Source organism: Kosmotoga olearia TBF 19.5.1 (assembly GCF_000023325.1).
Classification (GTDB): Bacteria; Thermotogota; Thermotogae; order Petrotogales; family Kosmotogaceae; genus Kosmotoga; species Kosmotoga olearia.
This window is the reverse complement of the sequence record NC_012785.1, coordinates 1680236-1700526: the sequence shown is the minus strand read 5'-3', so window position 1 is coordinate 1700526 and position 20291 is coordinate 1680236. Positions and strand designations below refer to the sequence as shown.

Genomic DNA, 20291 nt, shown 5'->3' with positions numbered 1-20291 from the left:
ATGCTAAGAAACTTTCTCCTGACTTTTTTATTGAGTGTTATGCTTTTTGGTTTCGCTTTTGGAGAAAAGAAATACATTCCCTACAACCCATCTCCATCGGATAACGAGACAATCGTTCCCATCAACGGAGAGGTAACCCTTAGCTGGGATATATCGAACCCTTACAATAAAACCATCAGTTACCTTCTGGAAATAGAAGACGGAGATGGCAAAAAGAGTTACAGACTGAAAGAGAACCATTTCAAGCTCGCGGTTAGCCCCGGAAAAATTTATCGCTGGAAAGTAACGACCATCGTATACGATAAAACCTATCCCGGACAGTTCTGGAATTTTACCGTTCCCCTCCAAATCTCATCCTCGTTTGGAACAGCTGGCTGGGATTATTTTACAACCCTTGAGTATGCAGAAAAAGACATTTTCCGGATCGTAATAAAATCTCTCGAACCGTATAAAAAATCATTTCGGGTGATCCGAATAACCTCTGCGGGCGAAGAACTTGGAGAAACTACGTTAGAAGCCACGAATTTCGAAGTCCTGGCAATGAACGGCGACCGTTTCTTCGGTGCAATTTATGATGAAAGCGTTTACCTACCGGCGATGATAAAAGACGGTTTGGTAAATATCCTCACGGATAAGAAATATTCTCTATTGAAAGAGCCTAAACCTCTCGGTAACAACACTTTTCTTATTCTTGGAAAAACCCAGGATGGTACTCCTGTTCTACAAAAATTGAATCTCACCGGTTCGTCAACCTCTTCGATTATTAAGCTTCCCCCGCTGGAACCAGAAACCCTGTCTTTCAAGAATGATCTAACAATTGTAGCAGGTTTCATTAAAAAAGATTCTGAAATCCTTCCTGCAGTCACGGTTCTGAAAGGCTATAAAATCACCCGTTACCTTGAACTACCGATGATCGGACGTTTCACCGATGCTTTTGTAACAAAAAATGGAATATATCTCCTTGGAGAAATTGACAGCCCCTTCGACCAGGATAACGATCTATTACTTGTGAAGCTTGACCCCATGGGGCATCTTCTATGGAAAATCAGTATAGACAATGATGGAGACGATATTGCAGGAGATATCAAAGTCTTCGGAGACAATGTTATCGTGACTGGCTCGGTTTATCGTGATAAAGACTACGACGTATATCTATTCAAAACAGATTTAGACGGAAAATCAAGGTATGTTTATTATACGGACTCGGATACAGATGAGTTTGCCTCTGAGCTATACATTGGAACATTGGGATATCATATCTTTGGCTGGAAAAACACTCCGGGTAAGAAAAGCGATGTCTTTATGAGATTTATATATAAAGGTGCTCTCGGAAAATGAAAAAGAGGAGCTTTTAAAGCTCCTCTTTTTTTACTCTCTTTTCCGTGAATTCGACAAGTTCGTCCACAAAATATATCCTGGGGGGTTCTATTCCGTTAAAGTGCGTCCCGTATTCCGTGGTATAAGCACCGGCATTCAAAAAGTAAAGGATATCACCATAACTGATGCTTCTAGGTAACTTGATGTCATCGTAGATCGTGTCCACTGAATCACAGCTTGGCCCAGCAAGGTGGAAGGTTTTCAAGTTGTTGTCTTCCACGTCGGTGATAACTTCGTACCTGAAATTCTCGATGGTTTCCGTTAACCCATGAAAAACACCTGCATCTATATACAGCCAATCTTCGTTTCCTTTTTTGCTCTTCAATATCACACTCGTCACCATTATACCGGCATCTCCGACCATAGACCTGCCGGGTTCAATGAAGACCTCGAGGTTCGGAACAAATCCGAGATACTTCTCAATGGAAGCGTTTATACAGGCGGCAATCTCTTCTATCGATGGGATTTCCCGTACATGCTTTACGGGTATCCCTCCACCGAGATTCAGCATCCGCAGGTTAACTCCTTTGGCCCTAAGAGCCTTGAAGACCTTCGAGGCGTCCTGTATAGCCGTCTCCCAATTCTTCACGCTGTAATTCTGCGATCCCACGTGGAAAGAGACCCCGTAGGCGTCAAGCCCGAGCCGCGAAGCATATTCGAGTATAGAAATCACGTGCTCCACATCGGTGCCAAACTTCCGGGAAAGGGGCCAATCGCTATCGGCTCCACTTGTGGCAATTCTTCCGTAAACCTTACTTCCAGGAGCGTGAGCGGCGATCTTCTCAACTTCCATTTCGGAATCAACGGCAAAATATTCTATCCCGACACTATGCGCATAAGCTATATCTTCAACTTTCTTTATTGTATTCCCGAAGCTCAGCTTTTCCGCTGGAACATCAAGGGAAAGTAATTTCTCTATTTCCCCTCTTGAAGCAACATCAAAAGAACTGCCAAGATCGCGAAGAAGGGAAATTATTCTTGGATGAGAGTTGGCTTTAACAGCATAAAAAACCCTAACATCCTTTATGTTCCTAACCAGATCATAATAATTTTTTTCTACATATTTCAGATCCATCACGAGAAAAGGAGTCTGGAGGACCCTGGAAATCTGTCTGATTTCATTGGTGAGTTCCACAAAACATCCCTCCCCGGCATAAGCAGGTGTCGGGAAATTCTATCATCTTTTTTTCGTATAATTTGAGAAGATTTGATTTCTCATTTTCGCAATCAAGGTTAAATTAAGATTACAACAAACTACAAACACACACTAAATTTATTCCATGAAATGCAGCACCAAACCGATCATTGATTGTCTACAAGTAACTTACAGATCTTCTCAAGAAATTCGCTGTCAGCATCAGTAAATGCTCCAATACTGTGGCTGTCTATGTCCAATTCTCCAATGACTTTGTTCCCTTTCAAGATTGGAACAACGATTTCCGATTTCGTTTTAGGACTGCAGGATAGATAATTTGCTTCTCTGGAAACATCCGGGACAAGGAACAGGGCTTTTTTCTCAGCGGCCTGACCGCAAATTCCCTGACCAAACTTGATCCTCACATGTTCCGTTGGTTCCCCGACAAAAGGACCGAGTAACAGGGTGGCTTCGTCTTCATCGGTAAGATAAAACCCGGTCCAGTTGTAATAAGTAACGTAATGATCTAAAAGTTTCACAATGGTTTTCAGCTTTTCATCAAACTCTTTTTCTCTAATCTTTTCGGAAATGACGTTGAACAACTTTTCAAAGCGCCTTTTTCTTTCTTCTACTGGCATCTCAAGCGTTACCTCTAATTCGGAAAACCTTCTGAATTCGAGCATACTTTCTATGATGAACTCCCCGAGATTTTCGAGATTTCCCCTTTGCAAGTTTCCAACAAGATCTACCATTATCACATGCCCTACAGATGTGGGAACAAACATCCTGCGCTCGTAACCGAGAGCTCCCATAACAAAAACAACAAAATCTTCTCTGGAAAGCTCCAGTTTGTCGGACAATTCATCTATGCTTTTGATAACGTGTTGTTTGACTTTTTGCTGGCACTGCTGCCAGTTTTGACGCAGCATATCGAGGGAACGCCGTTCAAGGCTTTTGAGGCGTTTCTTTTCCTCTTCTTCGGTCAAGGAATGTTTTATGAGGTATTCTTCAAAAATCCTTGGATGATTCTTCTTGTACTCTTTCCAGAACTCAAACCAATCCTCCTTAGGATATGTAAGTATTTGAAAAAACTCCTCTGAAAAATCCCTGAATATGCTTCTCATTGTTGCACCTCCCAGAGTTTTCCTTCTCTTAATTCAAGTACTCTGTCGCATATTTCTAGAGTTGATAAATCGTGGCTCGTAATCAGCAGCGTTATCCCCCTGGCTTTAACCTTTTTAAAGAGTTCCAATATTCCCTGCTTGTTATGTTCGTCCACGCTGCCTGTTGGTTCATCGGCTAACACAAGCTTCGGGCTCCCAACAACAGCCCTTGCTATCGCCACACGCTGCTGCTCTCCAACCGAGAGTTCCGAAGGATAACGCCCTTCCAGGTCCTCTATATGCATTTCCCGCAATAACTGGCGTATCTGTTGAGGATCCGAACGACCTTCCCGTAGTTTCAGGGCTATTTCTATGTTCTTGTAAACCGTCAACTCAGGAATCAGGTTGAAGAGCTGGAAAACGAAACCAAGTCTTCTTCGTACACTCAACGTCGTGTTCATGGACGAATAAACATCTCTTTCCTCTATAAAAACCTTTCCGGATTTCGGCTTCAGAAGCCCTCCGATTATGCCAAACAGCGTTGACTTACCGGCTCCGGATTTTCCATAAATACCCACAATACCATGGTGCTGTATGGTCAGATTCAAGTTCTCCAGAACCTGAACCTTCCCGTAATTATGACCCACGTTTACTATCTTGAGCAGTAACTCACTCATATCTCAGTACCTCCATGGGATCGATCTTCCCGGCCATCCTTGCAGGAATCATCGAAAATACGATAGCCAGAGAAAACTCAAAAATCACAGCGATCAACACATGCAAGGGTTCTATCTTTACCGGTAAAGATGTGGTGTAAAAAATATCCGAAGGTAACGGTATTTGTATCTTCGAGATGAGATAAGAGATCATCACGCCAGCACTAACTCCAATCGCTGAGCCAAAGGTTGCTATATATGCTACCTGAAACCCAAAAATCGCTGAGATGCTTCTCGAAGATAAACCCAGCGAGCTCAGTACCGCTATTTCCTTCTTTCTGGTAAGCACCGAATAGAGTATTGAATTGGAAACACCAAATCCTGATAGGAGAACGACAAAAACAGTGATCAACATCGCAAAAAATTCATCCATCTTCACCGCTTTATAAAAACTCTGATTGAGTTCCTGCCAGGAATAAACAACGAAAGATGTATCCTTCTCGATCCTTCTCTTGAACTCACCGGCTTTCATCGGATCAAGTAAATAAACAGCAGTAAAATCAAACAGATCTCCTCGTATCACACACACAGAAGAATCGAACTGATAAATTCCCGTGTTTAGGGTCCCAACCACTGTATACTGCTTCGAAACAGGCTCTCTCCCCTTATAAGAGTACAACAGAATGATATCTCCAATCGTCAGCGCAAGCTTTTCCATTATCTCTTTGCCAAGAACTATTTCACTCTCTGCAAGTGGCATTCTGCCATCCTGAAGAAACCGGTCGATATATCTCAATCCATCCTCATTTGTGGTATAAACAAAGCTTCCCGAAAAGTTGGTCCCCATCGATACCACACCTTCATGTATTGAAAGAGGAAAATAGGTAAGAAGCTCATTTATTCCTGAAGGAACGTAATCAGGTGAATCAACGAGAAGATGAGGAAAAAATGAGGTTAATGACTCGATCAACAGTGAATCGAAACCGTTGATAACCGACAACACCACGATTAACCCGATAAGCCCTATCACTATGGCTAAAAACGGCAAAACAAAGTGTTTTCTGTTTCTCGAGCTGAAAGCTCTCGCAAGTTCTAAACTAACAGAAAGATTTCTCATTTACCGCTTACCCCCAAAATAACAATCGCATCGTAACCACTCTTATAAAAACGCCCTGAAGCTAACCATCGAACAACCTCAAAATACTGCTTCAGGCCTTCCAGTTTGTATACCCTGAAGATCTGAGCATTATGGAATGGATGCGCTTTCCGGAAATTCTCCAGAACATCATCTTCTCTTGAGTTTATGAATATATAAGACTTACGGGGTATGAAATCTTCGAGAGGAAGTTCATCGGGAAAAACGTCAATATCGATTCCCGTCCTCGTTTTCCACTGTCCCGAGACAATCTCGGAAAAGTTTCCAAGAGCTCCCTGATATCCCGGTATGTTGTTAAGAACAAGGATCCTGGGATCGGCTGAAGAATTCTCAGAAGCATGATCCACCATCCCGATGATGGGAAAAACATTTCCCTCTTCATCTATTTTTACCGGAAGCCTTGAAAAATGTATCTGCCTCTCTCCGGATAAGAATCCAATCAACATCTTTACAACCGATGGAAAAGAGAAGTCCAATTCAGTCTCACTGAAAACAAATCTAACAGCCTTCAGAAGCTCTTTAGGCGGTAATGATAAAAGCTTTCTTAGAAGTTTTTCTATCACTTCACGCTGACGTTCTATCCTGCCAAGATCACCGGCACTGTCATGGCGAAATCTCGCATACTTCAGAAGGTCTTCTCCTTCGAGAAAGTAAACCCCCGGTTCAAAATGAATGTGAAGGTCCTGCTGAAAATCATCGTAATGCATCGGATTATCAATCTTCACGGGAATAGGACCAGTAAAATTCGTCAGTTTCACGACAATGTTGAAATCAACAATCACATACCCTATACAATCCATGTTCAAAAGGCCTTCGACAGTCTTCAACACTGTCGAAATCCCATAATTGTTGTACAGAGCATTTATCTTGTGTTCTTCACCATCCTTGACAACCAACGTGTCCCTCGGAATGTTGATAACCTTTATTCCTTCGCCTTTGTAAAGCTCTACCGCCGCTATAAAATCCGTTCTACCGCCAAAGGAATGTTTTCCACCTGAATCTATCCCCAGGACAAGAAAAAAGCCATCACAAGCTTTAGCCTGGAAATCATCCGAAGTCAAGAAGGTTGAAGACATCAACAAAACAAAAAACGCCAGGAATCCGACGAGTACGATCAAACAGGTAAGCTTTGAAAATGCCATTTAAACCCTACCACTCCAGAATCTCATTTTTCAGTTCTTTAATAGACTCAGTAGATATATAGAGAACCTTTTTCGGTTCAGCATTATTCACATAGACCTGTATAGGGTGATCAGTGAGGGTTTCGAGCTTGAATTCGTAGAAACGGGAATTTGAAACTCTCTCGATGAAGGCAGCAATACCCTCCGCAGTTAAATTTGTTTCAAAACCAGCGTCCGATAAAATCTTTCTGTATTTGTCGAGTTTCCAGTAATCCGAAAAATTGAATCCTCTTCTTGAAACACCATCCAGAAAATCATCAAAATTATCCGCGAAAAAACCAAGGCTATTTGACAGATCCTTTAGAACTGTATCATCCAGACTGAAATAAAAACTGATATCCGCCTTTATTCCAAGCCAGTTGTAAATAGCTCTCATGACATCCGACAATGATTCCTGTTCTCCGAGAATTTCTTTCTGTCCTAAACTAAGGTACTTCGGGAACTTAACCATAAATATCTTCCCGTTGCTCCTTGTACGCATCAAAACGTAACTTTCGTTTCCACCAATGCTTTCATCGACGTGAATGAGATAGTCAATTTTTTCTGCTTTAAAGGTTTCGCTGTTTTTCACGCGGTAGGTTTTAAGAACAAAATAACCGCCAACTGCCAGTATCGCAACAACTACAATAAGGAATAAAGCGATTCTCGAAGCATTATTCTTTCTGCGAACCCTTATTGCCGCCAAGGGAAACACCCCCTAAAAGATAGTTCCATGTCATGGCCAGCTCAACCGGGATGAACAATCCACTTTCGACTGCCCATTTCACTTTCAATCTTATCACGTTCTTAAAGGCTTCTTCCAGATCTTTCTTTGCGATGGTACGTATAATCCTGGCACTTTCAAAGGATCTTCCCTCTTCTGCCATATCTGCCACCATGAGGATCTTCCCAAGAATAGAGAGACCGGGATAACCCGTAATATGCCAGTAAACCGCCTCAAAGATTTCATCATCGACGTCAAAATGCTTTTTCAAATATATGGCAGCCAATTTCCCGTGAAGAAGGATGGGCTTTTTTTCTTCTATATCTGAAATATTTATTCCATAATCTCTTGCCATACTCAGCAGTTTTTCACTGCTTACATCCCTGAACATGTCATGTGCCCAGGCAGCTATATCAGTCTCTTGAATATCGACTAAGTATTGCCGGGCAAGTTCTCTTGACAGTTTCGATACTCCTTTTATATGATTCAATCTCAACGGGGTGCAATACCTGTGAACCTTTTCTTTGAGTACATTCAAAATTTTTTCCGTGTTTTCTAAGTTCTCACCAGACCTCGCTTTCAACATTGATTACCTCCAGACCGTTCCAGTTTATAATTCTCGATTCTACAGACTCAAAAAGCGCATCTATCTCTTTTCTCGTTCTTGTTATCATCCCCACCGAAATCTCGAGCCAGTCCCTGGAATCATGGGCACCCGTCTCTACAATCGATGCATTAAAATTCTTCCTGAGATCGTTTATCAATCGTTTTACAACGCTTCTTTTCTCCTTCAGTGAATTTATGGCGTAAAGTTTGATCTTATAAGTGGTATATCCAAAATGCACAAAATCACCTCTTAGTATATGACTCTCGAAAGTACCAGAGGTTTTGAATTCAGGGCTAATCGCATCTCATGGTTTCTAACCTTTAGATGTACGGGACTATCGCTCAAATGTTCCATGTAATGAAGAACCCCGGATCTTTCGGAAGTTCGAATTGCTATTTCCCTTTCCTCGTTACCGAAATTGAATATTGCCAGAACCTCACTACCATTGTAAAAACGCTTCAGTAAAACCACATCGCGGTCTTCAAATGATAATTCCATTTCGCCGTACCTCAACGCAGGTGATTTACTTCTGAGCTTCAGCAACCCGGCCAGAAAATCCCTGAACCAAAGGTTCTTTTTTTCATACAATGGAGGATAATCAAAAATATCCGGTCGGGAACCCTTGAGATATTCCTGACCATTATATATCAGGGGAACCCCACGAAGCATGAGCATAAACGCCGTCCATTCCAAGACTTCTTCGACTCCCAGCCTGCCTGAAATCCTTAGTTGGTCATGGTTCTCCAGGAAACGTAACTTTACAGCATTTTTGGGCGAATTCCTATGCTGATAATTCAAATAGGAAATATAATCCATCAATGGGATCTTTTTCTCGAGATATTGAAGAAAGTTTGTAAAACCATCGTAATCATATGTGATATCGAAAGCCCGGTACATTTCATTTTCGTAGCCTTCTGAAAGCCATAAAAAATCGGGCTTTATCATGGAGATTTCATGCCTTGCCTTCAACCAAAAACTGAGAGGAACCAGATCGGCCACATCACAACGATAACCGTCAATGTCAAATTCTTCGACCCAGTACCTCAAAACGCTTACCATGTAATCAACCAGTTGCTGGTTGTGATAGTCAAGGTCATAAACATCCTCCCATTCGGCTATCTTGCGACCGAATTTTCCCTGACCATCTTTCAAGATCCAATCCGGGTGTTCCCTCACTAAAACAGAATCACACGCGCAGTGATTCATCACCATGTCCATAAAAACCTTTATACCATACGAATGCGCTGTTTTTACAAAAACACGGTAATCTTCTTTGCTTCCGAGTTTTGAATCGATCTCAAAATAATCTCTTACCGCATACGGAGACCCGGAAGCACCTTTGCGATTCTCTATCCCAACAGGATGAATAGGCATCAACCAGATCGTATTAATTCCCAATGATTTGAGTTCAGACAGAATTCCAGAGATATTCTTAAAGGCGCCTCCCCCTTTGTCCACAAACATTCTTGGAAAGATTTCATAAATCGCTAAGTCAAAGGCCGTAACCTGCGTATCCTTTGCCATTTTACCTCCCAAAAAAGGGGGCTCTATCGCCCCCCAAAATCGTCTTCTTTGTGCTTATTAACCGTTTTCTTGCTCTCTTTCGCGTTCAACAATCACTTTTTGCTGAACATCTGAAGGCGTCTCCTGGTAACCGGCAAATTTCATTGTGAAATAACCTCTACCGCTGGTTATGGAGTTCAACTTGTTGGCAAAATCAAGCATTTCTGCAAGAGGCACCTGCGCAAGAACCTTCGTGGTACCTTTCCCCAATGTTTCCATCCCCATGGGGCGGCCTCTTCTGGATGTGACTTCACCCATCACGTCTCCAGCATTATCATCCGGAACGAAGATTTCAACATCCATTATCGGTTCAAGAATAACAGGGTTGGCTTCAGCCATTCCTTTTTTGAAGGCCTGACTTGCAGCAATCTGGAATGACATATCGGAAGAATCGACTTCGTGGTAAGAACCATATACCAGGGTGACCTTAACGTCAACTACAGGATAACCAGCGAGGACACCCTTTTTCATGGCTTCTTTAACGCCCTTTTCAACCGCAGGGATGTAGTTCTTTGGTATAACGCCACCGACTATCTTATCAACGAACTCGAAGCCCGCTCCCCTTTCAAGGGGTTCTATCTCTATCTGAACGTGTCCATACTGTCCATGACCGCCGGTCTGTTTCTTGTGCTTGTACTCGGCAACAACCTTTTTCCTGATGGTTTCTCTGTAAGCTATCTTTGGTTTTCCAACTTCGACATCCACAGAGAAAAGTCTCTTGAGCCTGTCGATCATAATATCGAGATGCAATGACCCCAGCCCGGAAATGACCGTTTCACCGGTCTCAGGATCGTATTCCCAGTTGAAGGTGGGATCGGATTCGGAAAGCCTGGACAATCCGTTGCTTATCTTGTCGATGTCTGTTTTCGATTTCGGGTGTATTGACTTGGAAATCATCGGTTCTGGCCAGTTGAGAAGCTTGACCTTAAGTTGCCTGTCTTTATGAGTTACGGTGTCTCCAACAGCTGATTTTTTGAGCTTAGCTAGCTTTATGATATCGCCAACAGAGGCTTCCTCTAGTTCAATATCCTTGGTACCATTTGGTGCCAGAATATGACTCACCTTTTCCGTGGATTCTTCGTCAACCACGACTATGCTATCTCCCGGTTTAAGGATTCCCGAGATAATCTTGATAAAGGTCAACTTACCAACAAACGGATCAACAACAGATTTGAAGATGTACCCGGCAAAGGGTTCGTTTTCAACCGGGGATATTTCAATCTCCTCACCGCTCTGAAGCTGCGCGGGCCATTTCCCACCTTCAGCAGGATTCTTGCCAAGATCAACGATGGTCTCTAAGAGCCTATCTGTTCCTATGTTCTTTAGAGCCGATCCAAAAAGAACGGGAATAATCTGATTGTTTATATAGGCTGTTTTTAAGGCCCTTTTAATCTCTTCCGTTGTGATTTCTTCGCCTTCAAAATACTTTTCCATTAGTTCTTCATCGGTTTCTACAATGTCCTCAATCATCCTGGTTCTCGCTTCTTCATATTGATCTTTTAGATCATCAGGAAGCTCCTGAACCTGCGGTTTGCCATTATCGTAAATGTAAGCCTTTCCTTCGATCAGATCAATTACGCCTTTGAACTCCGCGGCTGTCCCTATGGGCAACTGCAGAAGTACCGGACTTCTCTCGAAGGTTTCTTTGATGTCAGAAAGAGCTGCTTCGTATTCCGCTCTGTCTTTATCCATCATATTGAAAAAGACTATTATTCCCTTGCTGAGCTCTTTGGCAACAGCCCCGAATCTTTCCGATTGAATCTCCATCCCTGCTGTAGCATTTAGAACCAGCAGAATATTCTCAGAAGCATAGATACCGTTCACAGTTTCGGCATGAAAATCCGGCATACCGGGTGTATCAACGATGTTTATTCTGGTATTTTTGTACTCGAGCCCTGTTACGCCAAGGGAGAACGTCGCCTTTCTCTCTTTTTCAATCTCTTCGTTATCGGTAACGAAGATTCCCGTTCTGTCGATCATTCCCACGTTAAAAAGCAAAGAGTCAACGAGATGTGTTTTTCCTGAACCATGATGTCCTATCAAGGTTACGTTTCTTTTGGCTTCAACTGGTACTTTCCCCATTTCTTCCACCTCCAGAACTCTATTTTTGACTTATAACTATTCCCACAGGAACGACGGGAACACCCGAAGAAGGAGAGCTGAAAACCTCTCCTTTGAAAACCAATGCGGACGATTTCCCTCCATCCACACACATGAGATATTCAAAATTTTTGTCTGTAAAGAATTCTACCATCTCTTTAAAAGTTAATCCATAGCTCTTCATCTGGTAACCGTCTATTATCATGAACATCAAAGTACCGCTTTTTGTGATCCCTATTAGTGTTCTTGGAGCTCTTATATCGAGAAGAGAAGAGGAATAGAAACTCTTCTCATATTCTGTAACAGGTTTCCCGCGCGAAATAATCAGCGGTCCCCCTTCTATGGCAAATTTCAATTTTTCGTTAAAGGAATTGAAGAACGTAAATTTAACCTTCATTCCTGGTTCGAGTTTTTCTATCTTCTCCATGGCTGCTGGAGAAAAGAGGATAACACTTTCATTACCTTCTATCTGTTCCTTGTAACCAATACTACTGATGGTTTCACCATCAAGAAATGCATACACATAGTCCTCGTGATACGGCAGTTTCCCGGAAAATTCCCTTGTATAAACAACCACAGAACCACGATAGGGTGTATTCACTCCTTTTACCTGAAGGGTAACATTCCCAATTGATAGGAAGAGGAGGGTATCAAGCCTTCCTATTCCCATCTTTCCATCCTCTGTCTGGAAAAACAACGGCCGTTCAAGGGATGGTAAGCTGATTAACTTCCCATCCTCGATGAGTAACCCGATAGGATAAAAGCTGGAGGGATCAAAATATCCTCCGTTTATCACCGCAAAAGCATCGTATCTCTTTGCCATGGACAGAAGAGATTCCCCGGAAGGAATACGCCCATTTGCAAGCACTGGATGTATATCGAATCTTTCGGGATCAAGTTCCAAAGCAGTTAATATTATCCTTCTCCCGGAAACATAATTTTCGAATACACCAAGAAAATATCCTGCCCCCGAATCTTTCTTTAGTATCCTTCCGAGGCTCCATCTACTGTTTACGATGAGTTTATTCTCCGAAACCTCAACGGAAAGATCTGACCACGAAGCTGTATTCATATACAGCTTAACATAGTTGGTTCCTGTAAAGATTTGGCTGCCGGGAAGTTCAAGCTTGTCCCCTTTAACAGCCGGCTTTATGGTTATTACTAAGGCGCCACTGGTGGTATGCCAATAACTGAACATTTCAGGGAATGCAGGTCTGTCCAGATAAAAAACAAGCCCCTGCGGAGTTTTTGATATGTTCTCGATTTTAGGTGGAACATCGTACACGATCATCGTTTTTTCGGTATCAACACAATTCAGGTTCAATAGTGTGCATAAAAAAGAGAGGCTAACGTAATTCTTATCGTCACGCTTCGTTGCCGCATTATGGAATTTGCTACCAAACTCCACCGTTGCGGAACCATCAACCAATGAAAACGTTACCAATGAATTCCCCGGAAAAAATATGAAGAATTCATCAGAATCCTCTGCTTCTGTGATTAAAATGTTGTTATATAGTCTTCCAAGAGAATCCACAGAGATAAAGATGTTGTCATAACTCTGGAGAACGTCATTGTCAGTTATTTTCAGGGTTCTATTCTCGAGAGAAAAAACAACATCCTTACCAATCGAGATGACCGCACAAAAAACGAGAAGAATTATTATAACTGATCTGCGCATATCTTACACAAACCCCTTAAAAAATCTCATGTACCAGAGATGGTGGTTCAATTGGAGCATCAGAAATCTTGTACGCTTCTAAAAATAGTTCCTTTGCTTTCTCTGCTTTCTCTTCATCATTGAAATACAGACGAGCAATGGGATCACCCTTAAGTACCCTATCTCCAAGCTTCTTGAAAACCTCTATTCCCACAGCATAGTCGATTGCATCTTCTTTTTTCGCACGACCAGCACCGAGAATCATCGAGGAAATTCCCACCTGCTCGGCGTCTATATAAGAAATATAACCATCTTTTGAACTTAAAACTTCCATCGTTCCCTTCGCTGCAGGAAGCACCGATTCTGGCGAGTCAACGACTGATCCATCCCCGCCTTGAGCAATGACAAAGCTTCTGAATTTCTCCAGAGCTTCTCCAGATTCCAGAACATCTTTTACCATCTTCTCTGCTTCCTCTGAAGAAACTCCTCTGGCGAGTTCTATCAGTCTTGCGGAAATGAGCCTGCACAACCTATCTAAATCTTCGGGCCCATTCCCTTTCAAGGTCTCTACGGCTTCTTTGACCTCCAAAGCATTACCAACCATCTTTCCAAGAGGCTGATTCATATCACTGACAACAGCACCTATTTTTCTTCCATACCTCTTTCCAATATCTATCATCGCCCTGGCCAGCTCCGTTGCTTCCTCAATGGACTTCATGAATGCACCGGTTCCAACCTTAACATCCAGCACTATCACATCAGAGTGAATGGCTAATTTCTTGCTCATTATACTGGAAGCTATAAGAGATATCTCATCAACCGTAGCTGTGACATCCCTCAAAGCGTAAAGCTTTTTGTCAGCCGGTGCCACTGTCGCTGTCTGACCCGCTACAACCAATCCAACCTCGTTTGCTATCTTGAAGAATTCTTCCTTCTTTAAAGCTGTTCTGAACCCGGGTATAGATTCCAGCTTGTCTATGGTTCCGCCGGTGTGACCCAATCCTCTTCCGGAAAGCTTGGCCATGGTTAAACCAGCTGCAGCTACAATGGGACCGACAACAAGGGTGACTTTATCCCCAACACCACCTGTGGAATGTTTGTCAACCTTTATTCCGTTGACTTCACTTAAACTGATTTGATCGCCGGATTCCAGCATTATCCTTGTCATATCAAAGCGCTCTTCTGGAGTCAAATGGTTGAAATACACAGCCATCAACCACGCTGATACCTGATAATCCGGCACTTCCCCTTTAACATAACCTTCAATAAGAAACTTCAATTCCTCATGTGAATTTGGTAATCCATTTCTCTTCTTCAAAATAACATCATAAGCTCTCATTCTATCACCTTCTTAAGTGGTAATCTAACTTTAAACGTTGTCCCATTTCCAAATTCACTGTCCAGTGAAACCGTTCCACCGTGTTTTTCAGCGATCAATTTAACTATTGCAAGCCCTAAACCCGTACCTCCCATTTTCCTTGACCGTGCTTTATCAACCCTGTAAAACCTCTCAAATATGTGTTTTCGAGCTTCTTCGGGAATACCAATACCAGTATCCTCAACTTCCAGCACTGCATAATTATTCGCTGTATAAACACGTATCCAGACTTCTTTTGGTCCGTGCTCTTTTACAGAAGTATATTTAACGGCATTATCAACAAGATTAAGCGTCAGCTGCACAAGCCTGTCAAAATCCCCCTCAACGAAGACTCCACGTTCCATGTCTTCATAAATTGATACTCCGAGTTCTTCAGCGAGAGGTGACACAATTTTTATAACGTACTCTCCCACCTCAGAAAGTTCAACGTCTTCCAGAACGAGTTGAATATCACCGGCCTCGAGTTTTTCAAGGTCCAGCAGATCGTTTATCAGGCGCGTCATACGAGCAGATTCACCCTCGATTATTCTCAGAAATTTTCTGACAGTTTCTTCATCGCTCAAATCGTACTCAAGCAGGGTTTCGGCGTAACCATGTATCGAGGTTAATGGTGTTCTCAATTCGTGAGAAACGTTAGAAACAAACTCGCGCCTCATGAGTTCCAGGTTTCTCTCCATCGTAATATCTCTGAGAATGAGCAAACAATGAATCTTTTCACCATAGCTAACCGGAATAGCTTTGCATTCATAAAAACGTCGTTTGGGATGAAAAATCGTAAGATTCGTCTGCTGAACCGAACCACTCTTCACGGCATCTTCAAGTAGATCAACGATGTAATAATTGTCGATTATCTCGTTCATCTTCTTTCCGAGAAGGTCCTGGGATTTCACTAGTTCCTTGGCCGATTTGTTTATAAATTCAACTCTACCTTCAGCGTCTGTTATGAAAAGAGCATCACCGAGATTATCGAGCACGTTTTCCATATACTTTAATTTTTCTGAAACACGCTTAATCTCTTCTGTTTTATCTCTAATAAGTGTCCTGACTGCATTGTAAATTGCAACAGGAGAACGGGAGCCGGAAATATTCGCGAGCTCCGCGAAACGCTTTATAGTTTTTTCATACCTGACATACACCACTTTAGTCCGGTACAGAAGATAAACTAGCAGCGCGGAAAGCGCTGCCAGAATTATAACAAATACCGTCAACAAAAATCAGTCTTCCTTTCCAGGGTCTCTGAATTTGTATCCTTTACCCCTCACTGTTATGATATATTTAGGATTGGAAGGATCCTCTTCGATCTTCGTTCTCAGGCGTCTTATATGAACATCAACAGTTCTGGTGTCACCATAGTAATCGTAACCCCAGAGTTTGTCGAGAAGGACATCCCTGCTGAAAACCTTACCTTCATTCTCAGCGAGGAATCTAAGGAGCTCAAACTCAAGAGGTGTTAAATTGACCAGTTTCCCTCTGACTCTCACTTCATACTTCTCAGTGTCTATTTCAAGGTCTCTTGCCGTTATCTTCTTAGGTCTCTCTTCCTTTGCCTGAACGCTCTGCTGGATCCTTCTGAATATAGCCCTTATCCTCGCTAGAGCCTCCCTGACACTGAATGGCTTCGTAATATAATCGTCAGCACCAAGTTCCAACCCAAGAACCTTGTCAAACTCTTCGCTTTTAGCACTGAGGAATATCACAGGAGTATGTCTGTGTTTTTCCGTACTCCTCAGGTTTCTTACCAATTCAAAACCGTCCATTCCAGGAAGCATGATGTCTACTATGAACATGTCAACATCGTTGTCCTCTACAATTTTGAGAGCTTCCTCGGCATCATAAGCCTTTAAGACATCATATCCCTCTTTCTTGAGGTTGAAACTAAGAAGCTCGACGATCGATGGCTCATCATCAATTACCAATATGTTCTTTTTGGCCACTCTTTCTCACTCCTTTCTTTGAAGGTTTATCCTTTCTGCATACTTATAGAGAAATTCTCTGCCTTTTTTATTGTTATTTATCCACAACAAAAATTCTCTTCCACCATTCCTGTCCATATTAGCGAGGCTGAACTGGATCACCGATTCTTTGATACTCTCAAAATCCGCTTTTGCACCAACACTCCTCAAAGCTAAAGCTAAATTTCGTTCGAGGCCTCTTAAAATTCTTCTGTCCTGCATCGGAAGAGCTCCCAGCGGTGTACCGGGCTTTGGAATCAACGGATTAAGGCTGAGGGTTACCTTTGAATAACCGAGTTCCCTGCACAGTTTTGCAGTTTCGACGATTTCCCTCCTGTCTTCCTCACTTTCAAAGACTGCGCCATATATATAGTAAAGCTTTACATGCCTGAATCCAACCATTCTACCAAGCTTCAGGGCACTCAAAATCTGTTCACCAGAGATTCCTTTCCCATAAAGGTTCCTGAGCCTCTGCGATCCACCCTCTGGGGCAATGGTAAACTGTTCCTGTCCGCTTTTCCTCAAGATGGTCAACAACTTTTCATTGAGTGCATCCAACCGCAAAGAGGAAACCGAGACTTGATAGTCCCTTTTTTCGATAAAATTCAATAATTCTTCAAGATAGGGATAATCGGTAACCGTTGCCGCGATCAAACCAAACTTATTCGTAAGGTGAGAGGCCGTTTCCATCAATTTCATTACCTCATCAAGTCCTCTAAATCTTGCCGGCCCGAAACAGTACCCAACAACACAAAACCTGCATTTCCTGAAACAACTTCTACCGATTTCAATCAGAAACCTATCTCCGAACACCGAATGAGGTGTTATAAAAACACCACTAGCCAGCCTCTCCTCAAAACAACTATCACAGGTTCTGCCTTTTTGTCCTGATAACGCGGCGATTATCTCCTTTCTATCGATGTACGATTTCAAAGACCCCAGAGCACTTAGAAAGCTCTCACTCAAATCACCGATATGAACCACATCAGCTATAAGTTCCAAAAGAGCCGTGTTGAAATAAGTTAGAGCTCCTCCAATAACGATAACCGGATGATGCCCCAATCGCTCTTCACTAAACAGCGGCACCTTAAATCTACGCAACAATTCCAGAACATTCAAAATATCAAGCTCAAAGTGAATTGATATTGCCCATATCCTGAACTCGTCTAAAGGTGTTCTGCTATCTATGGAGTAAAACTTTTCAAAAGATCTATCATAAAAGAAACGCTCGCATCTAACATTACCAAGGGCATTGAACCGCTCAAAAAGATCGTGAAACGAAAGATTAGCACTGGCAACACGATAATCATTAGGATAAATCAATGCAACCTTTACGTCTCCTTGAAGCTCTATTTGATTTACAAAGACCTCGGATTTCTTATAGAAGGAAACCTTTTCAAATTCTTTCCAGGCTCTTGGGGCTCTAGGTCTCCTCACTCAGTTTCCTCCCTAGATACTCCAGCGTAACAGCCTGCCGCACAGTGGAGAACACAGCAACCAGGCGTTGCTCCTGAAAGACTTTCCCTTTAAAACTAAACGTTCCCTTTTCGGTCATCGTTACCTCGCATTCTATTCGAACATCCACACCGATCTCTGCCGATGAGCAATGTTTTATCGAAGATTCGACAACAACAAAAATAGTGTCCGGCGTTTCCAGCGGTTCAACAATCTTATAGGTGCAATTATGAATGAGCTTCATTAACCCACTGCTTGATATGAGATTCAACGCCCCACCGGCTGGATTCTCCTCCCAGCGCAACTCAGGGTTGTTTGTATCTACAACAAAAATTTCCTGGTGTTCTTCAATTCTTTTCATCTTCATTGCCTTCCTTTGCTTCTTCATTGGTGCTTACAGCACTTACTTTTCTCTTCGATCCCTTCGTTTCAGCAAGAGGATCACGGTAATAATTCCCGCTCTCTGCTAATCCAACTATTTCTGCAAGTTCTTTGCCCGTTATCGTTTCTTTTTCTATGAGATATTCTGCCGCTTTATCAAGTTTATCTCTGAACTTTTCAACCAATTTTCTGGCTCTTTCATGTGCCTCTATAACTATCTTTTTTACCTCGTTGTCTATTTCACTGGCTATCTCTTCACTGTAATTTCGCATTCGTGTTAACTCGCGCCCGAGGAATACCTCTCCTTCTTCCTTCCCCCAGGCTATTGGACCGAGCCTATCGCTCATCCCTAACTGACAGACCATCGTTCGCGCCATCTGGGTAGCCCGTTCAAGATCGTTGGCTGCCCCGGTGGTGATCTCACCGAATACAATCTCTTCAGCTGCTCTGCCACCAAGAATCTGCGCCAGATTGTCAAGCATCTCGGAACGGGAGACAAGGTATCTATCTTCCGAAGGCAAACTCTCGGTGAACCCAAGGGAAGCACTTCCTCTCGGAATTACCGTAACTTTATGAACTGGATAAGCGTTGGGAAGCGCGAGCCCCACGATCGCGTGTCCGAGCTCGTGATAAGCCACAATCTTTTTCTCCTTTGGGTTCATTATTCTGGACTTCCTTGCCGGGCCAGCTATAACCCGATCTATGGCTTCTTCGAGTTCTTTCATCCCAATAATCTTTTTCTTTCTCCTGGCTGCAAGTATGGCAGCTTCATTGACTAGGTTTTCCAGATCCGCACCAACAAACCCTGGAGTCCTCCTTGCAAGCAACCAGACATCAACGTCGGGATCAACAGGTTTTCCTCTCATGTGTATCTTTAGAATCTCTGCTCTGCCTTTCACATCTGGTGGATCAACGGTTATTTTCTTATCGAAACGTCCCGGTCTGAGCAGAGCATGGTCAAGGATATCAGGCCTGTTGGTGGCTGCCATCACGATAACACCTGTTTTCGCGTCAAATCCGTCCATCTCAACCAGTATCTGGTTCAAGGTTTGTTCTCTTTCGTCGTGTCCACCACCGAGACCCGCTCCTCTGTGCCTTCCAACAGCATCTATTTCGTCTATGAATATGATTGAGGGTGCACTTGCTTTTGCCTGTGAAAAAAGGTCACGGACCCTGGCTGCACCAACACCGACGAAAAGCTCAACGAAATCGGAACCACTTATGTAGAAGAATGGGACATTAGCTTCTCCTGCAACCGCCCTTGCCAAAAGTGTTTTACCGGTTCCAGGAGGCCCAACCAAAAGTATACCTTTGGGCATACGTGCACCGGTTTGTGAAAAAGCGTTCGGATTTTTAAGGTAATTAACGGCGTCCTGAAGTTCCTCTATAGCCTCATCCACTCCAGCTACATCTTTGAAGGTAACGTTCTTATCATTTGAAAGATATTTTTTCGCGGGACTCTTTGTGAAAGTAAAAGCCTGAGAATTCCTTCCAGATAATGATCGCATCGCGAAAAACCATATAAACACTATGATCGCCAACGGGATAATGGTGCCAAGCAGATTAACCCAGAAAAGAGAATCATTCCCTTTCTCGTAAACAACATTGACACCATCGGTAACCAGCTGGTCTATATAGTTCTGAAACCTGTCTGTCGAAAGCGTTTGGGGAGAAACCTTGGTTTCTAAAGAACGTTTCGAACTTTCACTGGTTGTATAAACGATTCTCCCATCATCATAAATAACTATCTTAATAATTTTCTTATCATTCACATCTTCAAGGAAACGATTGTAAGGTACTGACAAATTTGTGTCAGTAGTATATAGCCCTCTAAGAGCAACCATTAAGAAGACTCCCAACACGATATAGAATAGAATCATGCCAAAC

Annotated in this window: 18 protein-coding genes; 1 reads left to right on the top strand and 17 read right to left on the bottom strand. The window is 42.7% G+C overall.

Annotated elements, in window-relative coordinates:
• Nucleotides 1–1338, top strand: a complete 1338-nt coding sequence (locus tag KOLE_RS07990; protein ID WP_015868920.1) for a hypothetical protein — start codon at nt 1–3, stop codon at nt 1336–1338.
• A 13-nt stretch (nt 1339–1351) separates the two neighbouring features.
• Here KOLE_RS07990 and KOLE_RS07985 read toward each other — a convergent pair whose 3' ends face one another.
• The 17 genes from KOLE_RS07985 to ftsH form a co-directional block, all read right to left on the bottom strand.
• On the bottom strand, nt 1352–2512 hold the full coding sequence (locus KOLE_RS07985) for a type III PLP-dependent enzyme (RefSeq protein ID WP_015868919.1): 1161 nt from the start codon (nt 2510–2512) through the stop codon (nt 1352–1354).
• A 167-nt stretch (nt 2513–2679) separates the two neighbouring features.
• The gene (locus tag KOLE_RS07980) at nt 2680–3636 is read right to left on the bottom strand and encodes a GAF domain-containing protein (RefSeq protein WP_015868918.1); all 957 of its coding nucleotides are present in this window, start codon (nt 3634–3636) and stop codon (nt 2680–2682) included.
• The gene (locus KOLE_RS07975) at nt 3633–4292 is read right to left on the bottom strand and encodes an ABC transporter ATP-binding protein (RefSeq protein WP_015868917.1); all 660 of its coding nucleotides are present in this window, start codon (nt 4290–4292) and stop codon (nt 3633–3635) included. The genes KOLE_RS07980 and KOLE_RS07975 overlap by 4 nt, the downstream gene beginning before the upstream one ends.
• Nucleotides 4285–5388 carry an FtsX-like permease family protein gene (locus KOLE_RS07970; protein ID WP_015868916.1) on the bottom strand — a complete coding sequence of 368 codons (1104 nt, stop codon included), beginning with the start codon at nt 5386–5388 and terminating at the stop codon, nt 4285–4287. The genes KOLE_RS07975 and KOLE_RS07970 overlap by 8 nt, the downstream gene beginning before the upstream one ends.
• Complete coding sequence (locus KOLE_RS07965; RefSeq protein ID WP_015868915.1) at nt 5385–6569, bottom strand: LCP family protein; 1185 nt, start codon at nt 6567–6569, stop codon at nt 5385–5387. The genes KOLE_RS07970 and KOLE_RS07965 overlap by 4 nt, the downstream gene beginning before the upstream one ends.
• Nucleotides 6570–6576: 7 nt before the next feature.
• Nucleotides 6577–7293, bottom strand: coding sequence for a hypothetical protein (locus KOLE_RS07960; RefSeq protein WP_015868914.1), 717 nt, complete (start codon nt 7291–7293; stop codon nt 6577–6579).
• Nucleotides 7262–7897, bottom strand: a complete 636-nt coding sequence (gene yqeK, locus KOLE_RS07955) for a bis(5'-nucleosyl)-tetraphosphatase (symmetrical) YqeK (protein ID WP_015868913.1) — start codon at nt 7895–7897, stop codon at nt 7262–7264. Before yqeK ends, KOLE_RS07960 begins: the two co-directional genes overlap by 32 nt.
• The gene (locus tag KOLE_RS07950) at nt 7875–8156 is read right to left on the bottom strand and encodes a DUF503 domain-containing protein (protein ID WP_015868912.1); all 282 of its coding nucleotides are present in this window, start codon (nt 8154–8156) and stop codon (nt 7875–7877) included. Before KOLE_RS07950 ends, yqeK begins: the two co-directional genes overlap by 23 nt.
• Nucleotides 8157–8167: 11 nt before the next feature.
• Nucleotides 8168–9442, bottom strand: a complete 1275-nt coding sequence (locus KOLE_RS07945; protein WP_015868911.1) for an alpha-amylase family glycosyl hydrolase — start codon at nt 9440–9442, stop codon at nt 8168–8170.
• Nucleotides 9443–9499: 57 nt separating this feature from the next.
• Nucleotides 9500–11563 (bottom strand): elongation factor G, encoded by a 2064-nt coding sequence (gene fusA, locus KOLE_RS07940; protein ID WP_015868910.1) that lies wholly within the window; start codon nt 11561–11563, stop codon nt 9500–9502.
• 19 nt (nt 11564–11582) lie between these two features.
• Nucleotides 11583–13259, bottom strand: coding sequence for a phosphodiester glycosidase family protein (locus KOLE_RS07935; protein ID WP_015868909.1), 1677 nt, complete (start codon nt 13257–13259; stop codon nt 11583–11585).
• Between the two features lie 16 nt (nt 13260–13275).
• Nucleotides 13276–14577, bottom strand: coding sequence for a pyrimidine-nucleoside phosphorylase (locus KOLE_RS07930; protein WP_015868908.1), 1302 nt, complete (start codon nt 14575–14577; stop codon nt 13276–13278).
• Nucleotides 14574–15827, bottom strand: a complete 1254-nt coding sequence (locus KOLE_RS07925) for a sensor histidine kinase (RefSeq protein WP_015868907.1) — start codon at nt 15825–15827, stop codon at nt 14574–14576. Before KOLE_RS07925 ends, KOLE_RS07930 begins: the two co-directional genes overlap by 4 nt.
• A gap of 3 nt (nt 15828–15830) precedes the next feature.
• On the bottom strand, nt 15831–16550 hold the full coding sequence (locus KOLE_RS07920) for a response regulator transcription factor (RefSeq protein ID WP_015868906.1): 720 nt from the start codon (nt 16548–16550) through the stop codon (nt 15831–15833).
• Between the two features lie 6 nt (nt 16551–16556).
• Nucleotides 16557–18005, bottom strand: a complete 1449-nt coding sequence (locus KOLE_RS07915) for a B12-binding domain-containing radical SAM protein (RefSeq protein WP_015868905.1) — start codon at nt 18003–18005, stop codon at nt 16557–16559.
• Nucleotides 17992–18384: a thioesterase family protein gene (locus KOLE_RS07910; RefSeq protein ID WP_041288718.1), complete on the bottom strand. Its 393-nt coding sequence runs from the start codon at nt 18382–18384 to the stop codon at nt 17992–17994. The genes KOLE_RS07915 and KOLE_RS07910 overlap by 14 nt, the downstream gene beginning before the upstream one ends.
• Nucleotides 18371–20284: an ATP-dependent zinc metalloprotease FtsH gene (gene ftsH / locus KOLE_RS07905; RefSeq protein ID WP_369816078.1), complete on the bottom strand. Its 1914-nt coding sequence runs from the start codon at nt 20282–20284 to the stop codon at nt 18371–18373. The genes KOLE_RS07910 and ftsH overlap by 14 nt, the downstream gene beginning before the upstream one ends.
• Nucleotides 20285–20291: the final 7 nt, after the last annotated feature.

Excerpts from the sequence above, each read along its gene's own strand:
- KOLE_RS07990 (WP_015868920.1), top strand. The coding sequence starts at position 1 with ATGCTAAGAAACTTTCTCCTGACTTTTTTATTGAGTGTTATGCTTTTT.
- KOLE_RS07980 (WP_015868918.1), bottom strand. The coding sequence starts at position 3,636 with ATGAGAAGCATATTCAGGGATTTTTCAGAGGAGTTTTTTCAAATACTT.
- KOLE_RS07975 (WP_015868917.1), bottom strand. The coding sequence starts at position 4,292 with ATGAGTGAGTTACTGCTCAAGATAGTAAACGTGGGTCATAATTACGGG.
- KOLE_RS07970 (WP_015868916.1), bottom strand. The coding sequence starts at position 5,388 with ATGAGAAATCTTTCTGTTAGTTTAGAACTTGCGAGAGCTTTCAGCTCG.
- KOLE_RS07965 (WP_015868915.1), bottom strand. The coding sequence starts at position 6,569 with ATGGCATTTTCAAAGCTTACCTGTTTGATCGTACTCGTCGGATTCCTG.
- yqeK (WP_015868913.1), bottom strand. The coding sequence starts at position 7,897 with ATGTTGAAAGCGAGGTCTGGTGAGAACTTAGAAAACACGGAAAAAATT.
- KOLE_RS07945 (WP_015868911.1), bottom strand. The coding sequence starts at position 9,442 with ATGGCAAAGGATACGCAGGTTACGGCCTTTGACTTAGCGATTTATGAA.
- fusA (WP_015868910.1), bottom strand. The coding sequence starts at position 11,563 with ATGGGGAAAGTACCAGTTGAAGCCAAAAGAAACGTAACCTTGATAGGA.
- KOLE_RS07935 (WP_015868909.1), bottom strand. The coding sequence starts at position 13,259 with ATGCGCAGATCAGTTATAATAATTCTTCTCGTTTTTTGTGCGGTCATC.
- KOLE_RS07930 (WP_015868908.1), bottom strand. The coding sequence starts at position 14,577 with ATGAGAGCTTATGATGTTATTTTGAAGAAGAGAAATGGATTACCAAAT.
- KOLE_RS07910 (WP_041288718.1), bottom strand. The coding sequence starts at position 18,384 with ATGAAAAGAATTGAAGAACACCAGGAAATTTTTGTTGTAGATACAAAC.
- ftsH (WP_369816078.1), bottom strand. The coding sequence starts at position 20,284 with ATGATTCTATTCTATATCGTGTTGGGAGTCTTCTTAATGGTTGCTCTT.